Annotated in this window: 22 protein-coding genes and 1 tRNA gene; 9 read left to right on the top strand and 14 right to left on the bottom strand. The window is 55.0% G+C overall.

All coding sequences use genetic code 11. The features are described 5' to 3' along the window. Positions 1-19 precede the first annotated feature (19 nt). From AC1HCZ_RS02910 to AC1HCZ_RS02920, 3 genes are read right to left on the bottom strand one after another with little or no spacing between them, the layout of a single operon-like run. Positions 20-1,285, bottom strand: a complete 1,266-nt coding sequence (locus AC1HCZ_RS02910) for a TIGR04013 family B12-binding domain/radical SAM domain-containing protein (RefSeq protein WP_479462047.1) — start codon at positions 1,283-1,285, stop codon at positions 20-22. Then, positions 1,282-1,581 (bottom strand): hypothetical protein, encoded by a 300-nt coding sequence (locus AC1HCZ_RS02915; RefSeq protein WP_479462048.1) that lies wholly within the window; start codon positions 1,579-1,581, stop codon positions 1,282-1,284. The genes AC1HCZ_RS02910 and AC1HCZ_RS02915 overlap by 4 nt, the downstream gene beginning before the upstream one ends. Positions 1,582-1,620: 39 nt before the next feature. Further along, positions 1,621-1,890, bottom strand: a complete 270-nt coding sequence (locus AC1HCZ_RS02920; protein ID WP_479462049.1) for a DNA-directed RNA polymerase subunit M — start codon at positions 1,888-1,890, stop codon at positions 1,621-1,623. Positions 1,891-1,994: 104 nt separating this feature from the next. On the opposite strand from AC1HCZ_RS02920, the gene AC1HCZ_RS02925 reads away from it, so the two are divergent. The 3 genes from AC1HCZ_RS02925 (at position 1,995) to fbp (ending at position 5,484) form a co-directional block, all read left to right on the top strand. Further along, positions 1,995-2,651 carry a hypothetical protein gene (locus AC1HCZ_RS02925; protein WP_479462050.1) on the top strand — a complete coding sequence of 219 codons (657 nt, stop codon included), beginning with the start codon at positions 1,995-1,997 and terminating at the stop codon, positions 2,649-2,651. Between the two features lies 1 nt (position 2,652). Continuing rightward, positions 2,653-4,218 (top strand): hypothetical protein, encoded by a 1,566-nt coding sequence (locus tag AC1HCZ_RS02930; RefSeq protein ID WP_479462051.1) that lies wholly within the window; start codon positions 2,653-2,655, stop codon positions 4,216-4,218. Positions 4,219-4,320: 102 nt separating this feature from the next. Beyond that, positions 4,321-5,484 (top strand): fructose-1,6-bisphosphate aldolase/phosphatase, encoded by a 1,164-nt coding sequence (gene fbp / locus AC1HCZ_RS02935; RefSeq protein WP_479462052.1) that lies wholly within the window; start codon positions 4,321-4,323, stop codon positions 5,482-5,484. Here the strand turns inward: fbp and proS are convergent. The 3 genes from proS to AC1HCZ_RS02950 are packed head-to-tail and all read right to left on the bottom strand — an operon-like array spanning position 5,481 to position 7,476. Further along, positions 5,481-6,917, bottom strand: a complete 1,437-nt coding sequence (gene proS / locus AC1HCZ_RS02940) for a proline--tRNA ligase (protein WP_479462053.1) — start codon at positions 6,915-6,917, stop codon at positions 5,481-5,483. The genes fbp and proS overlap by 4 nt on opposite strands. 34 nt (positions 6,918-6,951) lie before the next feature. Beyond that, positions 6,952-7,173: a hypothetical protein gene (locus AC1HCZ_RS02945; RefSeq protein WP_479462054.1), complete on the bottom strand. Its 222-nt coding sequence runs from the start codon at positions 7,171-7,173 to the stop codon at positions 6,952-6,954. 3 nt (positions 7,174-7,176) lie between these two features. Continuing rightward, positions 7,177-7,476: a hypothetical protein gene (locus AC1HCZ_RS02950; protein ID WP_479462055.1), complete on the bottom strand. Its 300-nt coding sequence runs from the start codon at positions 7,474-7,476 to the stop codon at positions 7,177-7,179. Positions 7,477-7,525: 49 nt separating this feature from the next. On the opposite strand from AC1HCZ_RS02950, the gene AC1HCZ_RS02955 reads away from it, so the two are divergent. Further along, a complete protein-coding gene (locus AC1HCZ_RS02955; protein WP_479462056.1) occupies positions 7,526-8,260 on the top strand; it encodes a 5-formyltetrahydrofolate cyclo-ligase in 735 nt (244 codons plus the stop codon). 2 nt (positions 8,261-8,262) lie between these two features. Here AC1HCZ_RS02955 and AC1HCZ_RS02960 read toward each other — a convergent pair. Continuing rightward, positions 8,263-8,363, bottom strand: a tRNA-Pro gene (locus AC1HCZ_RS02960). 337 nt (positions 8,364-8,700) lie between these two features. Further along, a complete protein-coding gene (locus tag AC1HCZ_RS02965; RefSeq protein ID WP_479462057.1) occupies positions 8,701-9,255 on the bottom strand; it encodes a YkgJ family cysteine cluster protein in 555 nt (184 codons plus the stop codon). A gap of 57 nt (positions 9,256-9,312) precedes the next feature. Between AC1HCZ_RS02965 and AC1HCZ_RS02970 the strand changes: the two genes are divergently transcribed. The 5 genes from AC1HCZ_RS02970 to AC1HCZ_RS02990 all read left to right on the top strand — a co-directional run bounded on the left by AC1HCZ_RS02970 (position 9,313) and on the right by AC1HCZ_RS02990 (position 12,286). Next, the gene (locus tag AC1HCZ_RS02970; RefSeq protein ID WP_479462058.1) at positions 9,313-9,612 is read left to right on the top strand and encodes a hypothetical protein; all 300 of its coding nucleotides are present in this window, start codon (positions 9,313-9,315) and stop codon (positions 9,610-9,612) included. Next, the gene (locus tag AC1HCZ_RS02975; RefSeq protein ID WP_479462059.1) at positions 9,609-10,133 is read left to right on the top strand and encodes a hypothetical protein; all 525 of its coding nucleotides are present in this window, start codon (positions 9,609-9,611) and stop codon (positions 10,131-10,133) included. Before AC1HCZ_RS02970 ends, AC1HCZ_RS02975 begins: the two co-directional genes overlap by 4 nt. A gap of 177 nt (positions 10,134-10,310) precedes the next feature. Beyond that, positions 10,311-10,952: a hydrogenase nickel incorporation protein HypB gene (gene hypB, locus AC1HCZ_RS02980; protein WP_479462060.1), complete on the top strand. Its 642-nt coding sequence runs from the start codon at positions 10,311-10,313 to the stop codon at positions 10,950-10,952. Further along, a complete protein-coding gene (locus AC1HCZ_RS02985) occupies positions 10,949-11,677 on the top strand; it encodes a DNA/RNA nuclease SfsA (protein WP_479462061.1) in 729 nt (242 codons plus the stop codon). Before hypB ends, AC1HCZ_RS02985 begins: the two co-directional genes overlap by 4 nt. Positions 11,678-11,722: 45 nt before the next feature. Continuing rightward, positions 11,723-12,286 (top strand): hypothetical protein, encoded by a 564-nt coding sequence (locus AC1HCZ_RS02990; RefSeq protein WP_479462062.1) that lies wholly within the window; start codon positions 11,723-11,725, stop codon positions 12,284-12,286. On the opposite strand, the gene AC1HCZ_RS02995 is transcribed toward AC1HCZ_RS02990, so the two are convergent. The 6 genes from AC1HCZ_RS02995 to AC1HCZ_RS03020 all read right to left on the bottom strand — a co-directional run. Further along, positions 12,267-12,875: a restriction endonuclease gene (locus AC1HCZ_RS02995; protein ID WP_479462063.1), complete on the bottom strand. Its 609-nt coding sequence runs from the start codon at positions 12,873-12,875 to the stop codon at positions 12,267-12,269. The genes AC1HCZ_RS02990 and AC1HCZ_RS02995 overlap by 20 nt on opposite strands. Next, complete coding sequence (locus AC1HCZ_RS03000; RefSeq protein ID WP_479462064.1) at positions 12,872-13,588, bottom strand: purine-nucleoside phosphorylase; 717 nt, start codon at positions 13,586-13,588, stop codon at positions 12,872-12,874. Before AC1HCZ_RS03000 ends, AC1HCZ_RS02995 begins: the two co-directional genes overlap by 4 nt. Before the next feature lie 47 nt (positions 13,589-13,635). Then, positions 13,636-14,073, bottom strand: coding sequence for a hypothetical protein (locus AC1HCZ_RS03005; RefSeq protein WP_479462065.1), 438 nt, complete (start codon positions 14,071-14,073; stop codon positions 13,636-13,638). Beyond that, entirely contained in the window at positions 14,048-14,557 is a 510-nt protein-coding gene (locus AC1HCZ_RS03010; protein WP_479462066.1) for a hypothetical protein, read from the bottom strand. Before AC1HCZ_RS03010 ends, AC1HCZ_RS03005 begins: the two co-directional genes overlap by 26 nt. Further along, positions 14,532-14,879, bottom strand: a complete 348-nt coding sequence (locus AC1HCZ_RS03015; protein WP_479462067.1) for a hypothetical protein — start codon at positions 14,877-14,879, stop codon at positions 14,532-14,534. The genes AC1HCZ_RS03010 and AC1HCZ_RS03015 overlap by 26 nt, the downstream gene beginning before the upstream one ends. A 53-nt stretch (positions 14,880-14,932) precedes the next feature. Beyond that, a partial coding sequence (locus tag AC1HCZ_RS03020) for a DUF2341 domain-containing protein (RefSeq protein ID WP_479462068.1) occupies positions 14,933-15,846 on the bottom strand: 914 nt, incomplete at its 5' end.

Here is a 15,846-nt window from a genome sequence, read left to right on the forward strand (position 1 = left end):
TTTTGTGGTCCAGCAGCCCTCAGCCCCTCCCCAGAGGGCTGGGGGAGGAAATGAGTGTCCTCCTCTTGGGGAGGATAATCCCCTTCTTTCGTAGCTCCACGATCTTCCAAGAGACCTCCTCTTGTTTCAACCACTGCCCCCAGCCCTTGCCCTCCCCCACTAGCTTGGCGACCTCCTTCCTAACCCTCTCCGGGAGGGGAGTCGGGTTGGCGTAGGCGAGTGGGGTCCCGGGGAGGGGCATGAAGTAGTGTAAGTGGATCCTTGCACCCATGGAAGCCAACTTTCTCATCCCCCTAAGAGTATCTATCATGTCCTCCTCGCTCTCTCCAGGCAAGCCAAGTATGAAGTCCACTTCCGGCACGAAGCCGTGCCTCACGCTCACCTCAACCGCGTTAACTACGTCCTCCCACGTGTGGCCCCTGTGGATCCTCTTAAGCACGGTTTCAGAGGCGCTCTGGGCGCCTATTACTAATCTCTTATTACTAACGTACTTCTTTAAGATCCTTATGCTCTCCTCGCTGACGAACTCCGGCCTCACTTCGCTCGGGAAGGAACCGAAGAACGCCCTCGCTCCCAAGTCCTTAAGGCGCGCCAGCAACTCTTCCACCGCTTCTAAGTTCGGCTTCTTGCCGTCGCCTCCGTAGGAGAGCGCATTAGGTGTTATGAACCTCACGTCTCTGAGACCCATTTTCTTCATTATTGACACATATTCAATTATGTTCTCAATAGACCTGTGCCTCACAAATGCCTTGAACATAAATGTAGTCTGACAGTAGGAGCAAGCGAAGGGACAGCCTCTAGTTATCTCTATCGGGCCGGCGAGGCCCTTCCAGTGAGGCCAAGGGGGGTAACGGTTCAAGTCCGCGAGGCCCCTCGGCCCAGAGAAGCCCTCGTGGGAGTATATCCCTCTAATCCTCCTCCAGTCCGACCCCTCCTCTAAGGCCCTCAAGAGCTCCGGCAAAGTCTCCTCGGCCTCGCCGTGGATCACCACGTCGAAGCCCAAGTTCAAGGTACCCCAAGGGTCGCCCGTAGCGTGGGGCCCCCCGGCGACCAGAAATACCTTTCCCTTCACTACCTTAATACGCTTCAAGAGGTTTTCATCGAGGAGATCGGTAGTCATGAGTGATATGCCCAAGACCACGGGTCTCTTTCTGGCAAGCGCGAGTGCTTGAAGGGGGTCCTTGACGAACACAGCCTCGAAGCCCGAGCTCTCGATCACAGCCGTAACGTAGTAAGCGCTGTACTTGGTGTCTTTCCTCAGCAAGTGGGCGTAGAGGGGCCTCAAGGCTCCTTAGTCTCCTTTAAGGCCTCGGAGAGGCCTCCTTTTAATGTGCCGGCCGTCCTCCGGGCCCTCCAAGAGCCGACCTTCCCGAGCCACTCCGCCGGCCCGCCCTCGACCAAAGAGGACAACGACTTGCTGAGATCGTAGTAAAGCTTGCCGAGCCTCCTGGCCAGCGCGGCCGCGTGCTCCGGGGGCAAGACGCCTAGGGCTATAAGGAGGAGCAGCAGCACTTCGAAGTGACCACTCTCCAAGAACATAACTATGAGAACGAACGCTATCAGAGCTGCAAGGGGGTTCATCCCTCGTTGCCCGTGGCTCCTTCGAGAGGAAGCAAAAAATCACTCCCCGCCGAAGTTCTCCAAGAAGATGTCTCTGTAGTAGTCTTGTAGCATCTCTTTCTCTTCTTCCGTCAGTGCCCTCCTTTCCTCGGCCTTCACTACTTTGGAAGTGGTTATTATGTGTTTGTCCTTCTCCACGGATCTAACTATCCTGGTCGGTTTCTTGACCTCTACTTCGTAGCCGCACCTCGGACACTTAAGCACCACCTTGCCATCTTTTCTAACTACTTGCATCAGCGCCTTGCATTTAGGACAAAATGTGACGCTCAAGCCAACACCACCCGGCTGAGGGAGGATAGGGTCTCAAGGGATAATAAGTTTTCAGAACTAACTGTAAATATATTCTTAAGAGTAACGCGTTCGGGGGGCCAATTTTGAGCGTCCAAGTGTTCACGCGCCGAGTGGGTTTCGTGAAGAAGGACGGGACCGGCTGCACCGGAGCAAGGGACATGTGGAGGACCATAAACTTGTTAGGTATGGACGTTAACGCAGCCATATACGTTAAGAACTTGGCAGACTTCACTATAGCTATATTCTTAGACGTCGAAAGCCCGGATTACATGGGCGTGGTGGAGGTCCAAACCAAGCTCCCAACGCCTAAGCCTCTTAGAGGGCCTTCCTACTTGTCCGCTATAGCTGCAGAGGCGACCAAGATGGCCATTAACGCATATGAGAGCGCGGAGGTGGAGACCGGAGGGGAGCCGAAGATAACCCTAGAAGGGAAGACTATAGACATCGTGACCATGTGCGACGTGAGGGACTTCCAGAAGGTCCCGGAGGCAATAGAGCTGAAAACCATAGTAAACGGCGTAGAGGGGGTCTGTTCCTCCCCCATCTACGTTAATTTGGAGGACGTGCTCAACGACCTCCCCGCGTTTGCCGCGGCCGCGGCCCGCGGCGGCTCGAAGGCGCTCAGGCCTATGTGTTTTACTGACCCGTTCTTAGTGGCCGTGGCTAGTAGCAGCATAGGTTTAACTGTTATTACCTCAGGGGCCGAGGAGGCAAGCTTCCAGACGGAGTTCGGGTTCTGAGGTGGTAGTAGTGGACGTGCTTAAGATATTAATGGAGGACGCCGGCTGTGAAAGGTTCGACTTGAACTGCATAAACAACATACTGGAGCTCGTCTCGGAGAACAAGTATCCGAAGCTCGACGACGAGGAGAAGGCGACGTTGGACCGGAGCTTGGCCGAGCAGATAAGCAAACAGAGGCTGAAGTCCCAAGAGCTTGTCGAAAAGGCGGAAAAGGCGGGTCTCAGTAAGACGGCCGACGCGCTGAGGGGCATGGGAGTGGAAGAGGAAGAGGAGGGCAGATCCTTCGTGGAAGAGACTCTGGAGAGCGCCCCTCCGCCTGAGCCCAGCGAACGGGCAACCGCGAGGCCCCCCGAGGCTGCGTTCGAGACGCCCAAGTCTACGGTCAGTGAAGTAAAGGTAATTGCCAAGACGAGTAAGGTCCCCATAGTTCTGTCTCTAGTATCCCTCGTACTTTCGGTAGCCGCCTTAGGCGTGTTAGCGGGGTTCATACAAGGCTTCCCCACGAACTTAAGGTTGAAGGATGTAGAGATCTTGAAGAACGAAAATAAAGCTATAATGGCTAAGCTGAACGAGTTAGACCACCTCTTCAAATCCAATATAAAAGCTTTAAGGCAGCAGTTAGCAGAAGTCATTAAGGAATATAAAGCTCTAAGCGACAGCTTGAATAAGCTCAAAGACCAAACAAACATAAAGATAATAGCCCTTAGCATAGAATTAAACAAGACTGAAACGGACCTAATGAGGACAAAGGGAGAAATTGCCTCCTTGAGCTCTGCCTTGATAGAGACTCAGAGCACCCTAAACGAGATCAAATCTTCGTTAAATACCTTAAACCAAACATTTACCAAACGGGTCGTGGAGCTGGAGGTTAAGCTGAGGTCGTTCGCGCCGAGGATAAACGTGTTGGAGAAAGGCTTGAACAAGCTTTACGAGGAAGTAAAGAACTTAGAACTCAGACAGGCGTCGTTCGCCACTAAAGACGACTTAAAAGTTTTGATATCTAACATAACTAAGTTAGCGCTAGAACTAGGGAGAGCGGAGGAAGAGTTGGACGCGGTAAAGAAGGAGCTAAACGACTTGAAGAACATACATAACTACTTGGAGGAGCTTGAGAAGAGAATATCAGAAATAGAAAAGTTAGAGGAAGAGATAAACGAACTGAAAGAAGCTTACGCTGGCCTCAACTCCACATTGAGAGAAGTGGTTTCTAACCAGACCGTCATTTATATGGAGTTGGTCAAGATCAACAACAGTTTAAGGGAGCTTAAGTTGGATAGCTTGAAGACCAAAGAAGCTCTCAACGCGACTGTCGCAAGGCTAGAAGCCCTCGAACGACGCTTCGACGGGTTCGAGTCAAACCTAACGTCTATAATGGTTAGAATTCTCAATAGGCCGGAGATACTGAACGTACTTTATAACAACTTAATAAAGAAGTATAAGATAGACAAGATGGTGGCCGAACACTTGCTTTCCAATTACTCCGTACTGGTAATGTTGATAAGGAACGTAGTAGCGGAGGAGCTAGCGAAGGCGGTTGCGCCCGGGGGCTACGTTAAGCTGGGCTGACTCGGCGACCGTGGGACTCCTCACCCCTCGGAGCCCTATCGGTTCCTCATCGTCCCTAAAACCAGAAAAACCTCCTTTGGTAGGCGGGCTCGGTGCCTCCAGTTGGCCCAGAAGACGACCATAAGCGTGATTAAAGCCGATATCGGCTCCTTGGCCGGCCACCACACAGTTCACCCGGACTGTATGGCCGCCGCCTCTAGGGTGCTCGCGGAAGCGAAGAAGAACGGCGTTATCAACGACTTTTACGTAACTCACGTGGGTGACGACTTAATCTTAATAATGACCCACACCAAGGGGGTTGACCACCCCGACGTGCACGGCTTGGCCTGGGAGGCTTTCAAGAAAGCGGCTGAGGTAGCCAAGGAGCTCGGGCTCTACGCGGCCGGACAAGACTTGCTCAGCGACGCTTTCTCCGGTAACGTAAGGGGCCTAGGCCCGGCGGCTGCCGAGATGGAGATAGAGGAGAGGCCGAGCGAGCCCATAGTGGTCTTTGCGGCCGACAAGACCGAACCCGGCGCCTTCAACCTACCCTTGTACAAGATCTTCGCCGACCCCTTCAACACTGCTGGCTTGGTGATAGACCCGAGGCTACACGACGGCTTCGTCTTCGAGGTGGTGGACGTCTTCGAGGACAAGGGAGTTCACTTGAACACTCCCGAGGAAATCTACGACTTACTGGCCCTCATAGGGACTCCTTCGAGGTATGTAATAAGGAGGGTGTTCCGTAAGGACGCCAAGATAGCGGCCGTAGTGAGCGTTGAGAGGCTCAACTTGATAGCCGGTAAGTACGTGGGCAAGGACGACCCGGTAATGATAGTCAGGGCCCAGAGCGGCTTCCCCGCGTTGGGCGAAGTGCTAGAACCGTTCACCTTCCCCCACTTGGTAGCCGGCTGGATGAGGGGCTCCCACAACGGCCCCTTGATGCCCGTCCCGGTGAGGGACGCCAGGCCCACCAGGTTCGACGGCCCGCCGAGAGTGATAGCGCTGGGCTTCCAAGTGAAGAACGCGAAACTCGTGGGCCCCAGCGACCTCTTCGACGACCCCGCCTTCGACGAGGCGAGGAAGACCGCGAACAAGGTGGCAGATTACATAAGGAGGCACGGCCCGTTCATGCCACACAGGTTAGACCCCAGCGAGATGGAGTACACCACCTTACCCCAAGTGCTGGAGAGGTTGAAGGACAGGTTCAAGCCTGTGAAGGACTTACCCGTCCCGAAGATAAAGCACTCAGAAATGTTGAGCGGGGCGGAGGAGGCCCACGACTAATAGGTTTTCGCAACTCTCACCCACCACCTAGCTTCTCTCCCGCACGCTGCGCACTTCTCCCCCTTCGCTTCAGCCTCTTCGTCCAAAGGCACGCCCAGCACTCTCCCGACCTCCTCGTCCACCTTCAAACCACACTCCTTAGAGCCGCACCAAGGCAGCTCGACCACGTACCTCTCCTCCACGAGCCGTTTTGCCTCGTCCAGACTCCTTACCCTCTTTATCCTACTCTTCATAAAGTTCCAAGCTTTCAGCCTCATGTTGTTTATCATTTCCTCGCTCATCTTCTTTAGCTCCTTGTCCAGTTCACCTTTCTTAATCTTGACCCTCCTCTTCAAGTCCCTGCGTGCAACAGTGAGCTCCTCTCCATCCACCTCCTTCTTACCTATTTCTATCCTAAACGGAACTCCCTTGAGTTCCCACTCGTAGTACTTAGCGCCGGGGGTCAGTTCCTCTCTGTCGTCCAGCACTGCCCTCCACCCATTAGCCTTGAGCTCTTCCTTCACCCTCCTCGCCTCCTCCATTACCTTCTTTTGCAGCTCTTCGTCCTTCTGTGGTATGGGAACCACGACCACTTGCACCGGCGCCACCTCAGGAGGGAGGACCAGCCCCCTCTCGTCCCCGTGTACGGCCACCAACGACGCTATCACTCTGTCCGAGAGCCCGTAGGAAGTTTGCCACACGTAGTCCTTGTCGCCATCCTTTCTGTGGAACCTAACCTCGAAGGGTACGGAGAAGTTCTGGCCCAAGTGGTGGACCGTGCCTATCTGTAACACCCTCCCGTCGGGCATTACCGTATCGAAGGCCACAGTGTAGAGGGCCCCCGCGAACTTGTCCCAAGGGGGCCTCTGACTTATCATGTAAGGTATCCCTAGCCTGTCGAACACCCTCTTGTAAATTTCTATTGCTTCGGCGCACTGGGCGTCGGCGTCCCCGAAGCTCTCGTGGGCCGTGTGGGCTTCCTTGAAGGTACTTACCTCCCTCAGCCTTATCAAAGGTCTCGTAGCTTTGGTCTCGTACCTATACACCGGGACTATCTGGTACAACTTCATCGGGAGCTGCTTGTAGCTGCTTATCCAGAAAGACTCCATGTAGCTTATCGCCGTCTCGCTGGTTGGCCTTAAAGCCAAGGGAACGTCCAAGCTCTCGTGTCCTCCCTTTGTTACCCAGAAGACCTCGCCCTCGAAGCCCCTTATGTGTTCGCTTTCCTTCTCCAACAGCGTCTTAGGAATGAGCACCGGGAACAAGACCTCTTCGTGGCCCGTGGAGTCTAAAAGTTCCCTTATGATGTTTAAGACTAGCTTCCTGAGCTTGAAGCCGAAGGGGGGCCACACCCCCATGCCCTTGACCGGGTAGCGGCCGTAATCGTAGAGCCCGCTCTCCCTCAAGACAGCATCGAACCACTCGCTGAAGTTCTCTTCCTTGTTGAGCTTCACGTGCCTTCCCGTCCCGAAGCTTTACTAAAAAATTTTATTGGTTGTTGGGACACCGGAAGAGCCCCTCCTTGGGAGCGTACCTCCCCCTAGCGACCTTCACTACTATTCCTTTCTTCTCAAGCTCCTTTAGGTAGCTCCAAGCCAGCTTCAACGACTTCTGTGACTTGGTCATACCTATTCGCTCGCCTATCTCCTCCACCACGTCCTTCGGGGCGGCCTCGCCCTTAGCGACAACGTAGAGGGCGACGGTCTTCAAGGGCTAGTTGAGCTGCATCAACGTCCATAGCACCTTTAAGTTAAACCGTTGCCCATCTAAGGTCACACACGCGTCGTCCCTCCGCAACATCGAGGCTGTCAGAAGCACTATGGACGAGGGACTGCCACCCAAACAGAGCTCCTCGCACGGTTCGTCGAAGTAAACTTTCAACATGGCCTTCCAGAAGTTCTCTTTCAACTCCTTCTGTAAGTCGTAAACTTTCAGCTCTTCCTCGAAACAGTTGACTCCTTGACTCTCTAAAGAGGCACAAGTTCTCACTAGCAGCCCCTCTCGCGCGTTCAACGCTAAGAAGCCTATTATCTGCTATAAACTTTCCAAGATAAGGAGAACTATGTCAAACGTGAAGCTCCAAAAGGAGAAAATTAGAGAACTGGTCTGGAACACGTTAAAGCCTTTCGCCTTACCCCCGTTCCCGATAAAGGGGAGAATACCCAACTTCAAGGGGGCTAGGGAGGCTGCGGAGAGGCTGAGGAGGCTCCGAGAGTGGAGGTCCGCGGAGGTCGTCAAGGCCAACCCGGACAGCCCTCAGAGGTGGGTCCGGCTGGCCGCTCTGGAGGAGGGGAAGGTCCTAATCATGGCCACGCCTAGGCTTAGGGAGGGCTTCTTATTAATAGATCCGGAGAGGGTGCCCAAGGAGAAGTTCGGAGAGGCCTCAACCATAAGGGGAGCGTTCAAGTGGGGGAAGAAGCTTAGAACGGTAGACAACTTGCTCAACAGCGTAAAGAGGGTGGACTTCGTAGTAGAGGGCTCAGTGGCCGTCGACTTGGAGGGGAGGAGGATAGGGAAGGGGGCCGGCTACGGTGACTTAGAGTTCGGCATACTCACTGAACTAGGCTTAATGGACGTGAAAGTACCAATAGCCACCACAGTCCACGACTCACAAGTCTTGGAGGGGCCCTTGCCCCAGGACCCGTGGGACGTGCCCTTAACTTTCGCCTCCACGCCCACGAGGTTACTGCAGTTCGATCCGTTGCCCCGTCCTAAGGGGATCTTGTGGGAGGCGTTGGACGAGGAGAAGGTGAAGGAAATACCGATCTTGAGGGAGCTCAGGAGTCTGAGAGGGTGAAATGGTGGGGCCGCCGGGATTTGAACCCGGGACCACCAGCGATCCGGGGGACGCGGGGATTCCCTCCCCAGGCTGGCATCCTACCAAGCTAGACGACGGCCCCAAGCCCGGGCTTCCCTCCCCTCGGGTCGTTAAAAAATTTTTACCCAAAGTCGGGAAATGTTCTAGAGCTCGAGGAGCCCAGAGCTCGGGCGCGCTCGAGGTCCGGGCGAACGGGGAAACGGCCTCAAGGGAGTTGTGGGGTTTGGGTCCGCGTTCGCGGTCTGTAAGGGGTACCGCTGGGGACTTTCTCGAGAGATGGTTCGTTGTCCCCGGGTTACCGTCCCCAAAGCACTCTTTCAACGCCTTGTCTAAGATTTTCACCGGACCTTCCGTGTAAAGAGTCTCGCCCCACGCTTCACAGAGAGATTTCTTTTCGCCCGAGGGCCTCTGTTCCCCGTTTAAGGGGGCAGCCCCTCGTCTTCCTCTAGTTCCACCCTTGGCCACAGCTCTTCTATAGCTCTTTCCAACGCCTCCTCCGGTTCCAGCCCTCGGAACACATACTTCATTATGATTTCATAATGTTCCTTCACTTCCTTGTAATACTTCTCAAGGCTCTCCTTGGGCACCCGCTTCTCCGGGCCCTCCCAGAGGCCCGGACACTTCAGGTCTAAGTAAACCTCTTCTGAGCCTATCGCCTTAGGGATTATGGGATAGAGCTTGCACCGGTAGGGCCTCGCAGGATATATTTCGCACTCGTACCCCTCCTTCCCCTTCCTCAAGAACACGCACTCACCCTTTATCCCCTTCAACGCTAAGAACGGCACGAAGTCGGCTATTATCACCTTAACGTGGGTCGGTATGAGCTCTCTCCAGTCCTTCTTCAAGAACTTCGCTATCCTTATGAAGTCATGGATCGTAAGGGATACGTTAGGGCCGCCCCTGCAACAGAAAGCCCTACGCGTGCACTTAAACCGGAATTTCGACTCAACATTTATCCTCTTGTACCTTTGCAAGCTCCCACGCTCATCGACTTAACCAGGCCGGCGCTTTAGGCCCTCCGGGCACAGCAGTTGGCCGAATTCAAAGACGTGGTTAAGGCAGCTTTGTACTTGTTGGGCAGAGACAGCTTGGAGGTAGAGCCCCAAGAGCTCTTTCAGCTGGTGAGCGGCATCGAGGGCGGAGGGTCCTTGCTAGAAACCTTGCACGAGCTGGAAAAGGAAGGTCTGTTGAAAATTGATGACAAGTTGAAGATTGAAGGCCTGGGGTTGGTTGAGTTTAACAAGACGTTCGCTAATTTGTTGGACAAGGAGCCGGAGGTCGCTCTCTCCCTCTTAAGGAACTTGTACGTCCTCCGGAGGGGTAAGGCTTGAGGCCGATTTACGCCCAAGGCTACTACTTCTTGGTCCCCACGGGAAGCTCGTGGAGGGTCCACGAGGTAGTTAACTATTACTATTACGACGAGAGGGGAGATGCCAGCGAGCTGCTACACAAGCCCTCCGAGTACGAAGCGGAAGTCTACAGAGCTTGGGAAGTGATGCAAGAGGAACTTGAGAAGGAGGAAGTGATGATAAACGGGGTGAAGACCGTTCCTACCGTTAACTGGGCCTCCCTGAACTTCCTCGCGTTCGCGGAGCTCCCCTACTATACTTTCTTTATAGAGTTCGAGGGTCCCTCGAGCGAAGGGGTCAACTGTTTCGAGAACCGGTTCGAGGACTGGGTGGCCGAATACGACTACGAGGCCTTCTGGTACTTACCTCCCGGGTACGAGTTCGCGGACGTCTTGACCTCTTGCGAGCACGAGGTCTCCGACGACGGCAGAGCGCTGGGCATATGGTGCCGCAAGGGCGACGAGGTCAAGGGCTATGAGAGGGTTTGCTGGAGGAGCATTTGAGTTCGTCTATGAGTTCCTTCAACTCCTCCAACAAACTCAAGGTCTCCCTAGTTTTGTCCTCGTCGCTCTTGCCCCAGATCAAACGCCCCTCTGGACCGTGGTTTGCTTAGTTATTTAAATTTTGACGCACGTTATACACAATAATCCCCGAGCTGTGCACAAGACCGGGTAAATGTCGTGCCCCGGCTAGTTACTATAAAAGTAGACGTCAACCAAAAGTACCTCGACAAGGCGGCCGAGCTCAGGAAGCTTTACGACGCCCACGGGGTGAAGGTAATAGAATTCTTGGGCAGCCCGGGCTCCGGGAAGACAGCTCTCATAGAGGCCTTGGTAGACAGACTGAAGGGCGAGTACGAGATCTTGTACTTGGGAGGGGACGTGGCCTCCACATTGGACGCCGAGAGGGTCGCCAGACACGGAGTGGACAGCACCGAGATAAACACCGGGGGCATCTGTCACTTGGAGCCGGACCACGTGTTCGAGGCTTTGAAGGGTGTTAACTTAAGCAAGTACGACGTGATGTTTATAGAGAACGTGGGCAACTTGATATGCCCTTTCAACTTCCCCTTGGGAGCCCATAAAAGGGTGATGGTAGTGTCCGTTGCCGAGGGAGAGGACAAGTTCGTGAAGCACCCGATGAGCACAAAGAGGTCAGATGTCATAGTGATATCGAAGGTAGATATGGCCGGCCCCTTGGGAGTGAACGTCGACAAAATGATAAAAGACGCAAAGACGCTCAACCCGCAGGCCCCCGTAGTGCTTGTCTCAGTCAAGACCGGGGAGGGCCTGGACGACCTCCAGAGGGCCTTGGGCCTTTGATAGTCCCGGAGAGACCCTTGCTCCGGCTGGACGCCTTCCACTGCAGTATAAAGGAGAAGGTAAACAGGTTCGTGGTGAGGGCATCCATAGGGGAAGAGGAACTGCTAGTACACAACACCAACACCGGGCGCTTGGAGGACTTAATCTGGGACGGCAACGAGGCTTACTGCGTCCAGAAGGACGGAGGGAAGTTAAGGTACAAGCTCGTAGCCGTCAAAACTCCCTTCGGCTTCGCGGTGACTGACACGAACTTGCAAGAGAGGGCTCTGGAGAAGGCCTTCCGGCTGGGTTACTTGAGCTGGGCGAGGGGATGCGAGGCCAAGCGAAGGCCCCGTTACGGGAGGTCCGCCTTCGACTTCGAGCTCCGTTGCCCCGAGGGGAGGGCGTTGGTGGAGGTCAAGAGCGCCGACTTGGCCTCGTGGAGGGGCTTCGGGATGTGGCCGGATTGCCCCACGGACAGGGGGGTGAGACACTTGGAGGAGCTCAGCGAGTTCGAGGGGAGGAAGGTGGCGGTCTTCGTAGTGGGGTTCCCGAAGGCCTCTGCGTTCGTTCCCTACTGCAAGGGCGACCCTCGGGTCTGTGAGCTTCTAGCAGAGCTGGACTTAGAGCTTAAGGCAGTCGGAATTTACTTCGAGCCGCTGACCTCCTCGGTGGTGCTCTACGCAGAGCTGCCGGTGCTGCTCCTAGAGGGCCGCGAGGAGCCCTTGCCCAAAGCGGTCGCGTGAAGGCCTTTTAGCTCATGTCTCCAAAGCGGCCCGGGGTAAAGGGCGGTGGACGTCTGGAAGGCGTTGAATGACGCCAAGGCCTCTGTTAACGCCAAGATTGAGGCCCTCGAAAGGGTGAGGGACAAAATACCGTACGAGGGAGCGAGGGCAGTGAACTTAGCGAACATATATACTTACATGATCACCGTTCTGGATAGAATACACTCCGTTTTGGAGTGTTTGAGCAACGCTAAGGACACCAACGCGGTGAGCGTGGGGAAGAACTACGTGAGGGTGAAGGGTTCGAAGTGGTTCGCGGAGGTAAGGGACGGAGGTGTGGTGCTCAAGAGGTTGGACCCCACCCTGACTGTAACGGTAACTCCCGAGAGCGTTAGAATAGCGACCAAAGTAAAGGAAGATAAAGAAGTGAGGAGGGAGGTTGTACTAACAAATTCAGAATTCGAAATGAGGAGGGACAAGCTAGAAGTCAAGGGAAGGTACGCGGACTACGACCAAGTGTACAAGGACTCCTACTACATAAGGAATGCCTTCAAAGAAGTAGCGAGAGAAATAATGAGGAAGGGGGAGCCGTTAATACAACACATGAAGTTCATGAACGTGAGCTGTTGAGCTCCACCACCGGTCCTTCCAAGAACGCCAAGTCGACCTCGTTTATAAATCCTTTAAAATATTTTATGGGCACTATCAGAGCTCCCTCCTTGACCGGTGCCCCCCTTAGGGTCACCACCGCCGGCAAGGCCCTCTTGCCCAGCCTCGCCAACCAGTAAGCCGCTCGCTCCACCTTCGCCTTGTGCTCCTCAGCAACCCTGAGGAGGGCCGACCTCCGGAAGGCCTTCCACCTCTTACACTCGACCACCACTACCTTGTCCCCGTCGTAGCCTATCACGTCGAACTCGGCCAACCTCTCGCCGGCCCTCACCCTCACGTTCCTCAAAGTCTCGAACCCCGCCTCCTCTAGAACCTTAGCTACGTAAGACTCGAAGGCCTTCCAGTTGAGGTAGCTGGCAGCCTCGTGCTCCCCCATAACTCCCCTGAGGACGGCCCAGAGGGCCACCTCCTCAGGGGAGCTGCAACAGAGCTTCCCGTTATCCTCGTAGCAGCCCTCCAAGAGCTCGAGCTCCGCCGCCCAGGCCTTCGGGAGCTCCGAGCAGCCTTCGCTCAACAGCTTCTTGATCGAGGTGTAAACCTTGATATTCAAGATGTGAGCGCCTCCAACACGGCCCTCGCCGCCTTGTCCATCACGTCCGCGAGTCCTTCGTGGTGGAGGAGGTCCTTCTTGGCGGGGTTCACTAAGCTGTCAGCTATTACTACGAGCGCCGCCGTTCTCAGCCCCCTCATCGACCCCAAGGCGAAGAGAGTCGCACACTCCATCTCGACGGCCACCACTCCCCTCTTGGTCCAAAACTCGACGAAGTCTGGGTTTTCGGCGTAGAAGGCGTCGTTGCTGACCACGGGTCCGTAGTGAACTCTCAAGCCGGCCTCTTTGGCCTTCTCGTAGAGCTTGACAGTAATCCAAGGGTCGGGGGCGTTGGGGAGGCAGACGTTGGGCGCGTAGACGCCCAAGGTGCCTCCGCAGTAGTGGGCCGCCCCGGTTACGACTACGACGTCCTTTACGTCTATCTCTTTCCTCATGCTTCCGGCTGTGCCCAGCCGGACCACCTCCTTCGCCCCGAGCATTGCCAACTCCTCTATAACTATGGCCGCTGACGGCGCGCCTATGCCGTGGACGGCCACGCTCACCTCCTTCCCGTTGTACTTTCCAGTAAAAACCAATAGATCCCTGTTCTCGCTCACTAGCTTGGCGTCGGTCAAGAACTTGTTTGCCACGTCCCTAGCCCTAGCCGGGTCGCCGACCACCACTACCCTTTCAGCTACCTCTCCCGGCCTGGCGGTCAAGTGTTGAGGCTTCAAGGTGCGAGTTCCCGGATCCCCGGGCGGAGGTGGGGTTTAAGGCGAGGTCAGCCGATCCGAGAAAAACCTATGAGTTTTGCGTCGGTTACGTTGTACCTCTGCCGGCCGTTGAAGCAAAGCAAGTAGAGACCCGGTGACAAGGAGACCTTTGGGGTTCGGAACAGTTTGTAGCCCTCTTTAGTAACCAATATGACTCCCTTGAGCGTGCCCGGCGACAAAACCCTCACTAAGAGCGCTATCTTGGGTCCGGCGTTCAACCTTAGAACGTTCACTTCGCCGTAGGCGGGCTTGAGCGCTTTGAGCAGCTCCCCGCAGTTGTAGTTGTCTAAGATCAAGACGACGTCTGCCGCCCCCTCTCTGGGGACCGAGGGAGGGTTGTGGAGGACGGATTGAGCTATCAAGGCCCCCGCCGCGGCGACGATCGCCATTAGCAGCGCCGCTTGGAGAGCTTCGAGGCCCTTACTTGAAGAGGGCGCCGCACGCAAGGGTCTCACCCGAGCCCGAACAAACTAACTTGCTCTCTATCAAGTAGTTGGGAGCGTGTATAACCATAATCATTTCGGCTCTCTCAAATTCATTTATGTTTTTTACGTTCTTCTCGTCCGGGCCGTAACACGTGCTGAAGGAAACGTTCAAGCTGTCGTCCGTTTTCTTTACCCGCCCGGGACACAAGTAGTCCCAAGCCCCGTTGCCGTCTACGTCGAACGCCAAGATAACTCCCTTAACCTTGTGGGGTTCTGACACCACTGGGTAGCAGACGAAGGACCCGAGCCCCTCGGACAAGCAAGAGTAGGAGAGGGCGCCAAACTTGGCCTTCTCGCCGACGTACTCGACCAACTGCGTTATGCCCCTCCTCGCCTCGTTCCATTGCAAGGCGACGTAGCTCATGTAGGCTAATACCAAGCTCCCCATAATTAGGGCTGCCAGCAGTTCGGCAGAGCCCTTAGGTGTGGCCCGAAGCGGCGACACAAGCCTCGAAGGACGCATAGTAGTTCTCACCTCCCACCTTAACTATTTGCGGCACCACCGCGTCTCCTGAGGGGTAGGTCTGGCCCGACACTACTACCCTCTCCCCCTTGTGGAGGGGCAAGGTCTTTGGCTCGCAGTCAGGTCCGTAAAAGGTACGGGGGGTCAAGACGTCCACCAAACAGCCCTCTCCGGTGAGCAAGGTGAACTTGTACTCGTCGAAGCCGAACACGGTCCCGACCAGCACGACGTTTCCGCACTCCAAGTGACACTGGTTCAACACGTTCTCTATGACGAACATCGTCAGCAAGAGGGAATCTATCAAAGCCTTTCACCCCCGAAACCTTTCACGTTAACGAACAAAAATTTGTTAAAAAATTACTTGCTTATGTAGAACGGTCCTTGTAGTTCTATGTACCACGTCGGCTTGAACACTCCTACCGTGTAGTACTTCGCCATCTCCGTAGTACTCGAGAACAGTCCGTTAACTGTAGGCACCCCTTGGGAGCGATGGAGCACGTACAGAACTCCTTCCACTACGGGCTTGACCTCAGGCTCCCTCTCCGCGCGCTTCCTAACCCTTATCAAGCCGATGTCCAGCTTCGGCTGGCCGTCGTTGTTTATTGCGATGCTTATCCGGGTCTCCTTATCGTCTATATCGTAAGTCCTCGTGCTGACGAGCTCCTCGGCGGAATAGTAGGAGTGGTAGTGGCCTTCTTCGTCGTACCAGCCGGCCAGAATGGCCCAGCTTTCCTTAATCCTCTGTTCCCCTCTAACGTCTACGTTGTTGGGGAAGTTGCCGTCGTTAGCTACGAAGATGCTGTGCGGAGGCTCCCAGTAGTCTCTACGCTGAGCACCCAAGTAAGTGTGAAGGTACTCGCCGTCCAAGTCTGGGAACATAACGACTAAGTCCAAGTCGTTACTCGATCCGTACGCTTTCAAGACTATTTCGAATATGTACTCGAGTAGGTTTATCTTACTTAGGGTAGTTAAACGAAGCGATTTATTGTTCGAAGTCCACATCCTCAAGAACTTAGTTCCGTGCTCTTCCATGACCTGTGCGTCGCCGTTGCCGCTGAGCACCAGCTTGTCGCTACCCGTGAACTTGCCAACCGGATACTCATCGAAATCTTCGTAGAAGTCGAAGACTTGGTCTCCGCCGACAGCCCCGTTGTGACCCTTGACTATCAGTACGTACTTCTTCCCTTTGGCCGGCAAGTCAACCTTTACCCATATGTAGCCGTTGCCCTCCTCCGGGTTCACGCTGCACTCGTAGTTGCTGGTCTCGTAGC

The organism is Ignicoccus sp. (assembly GCF_056435145.1).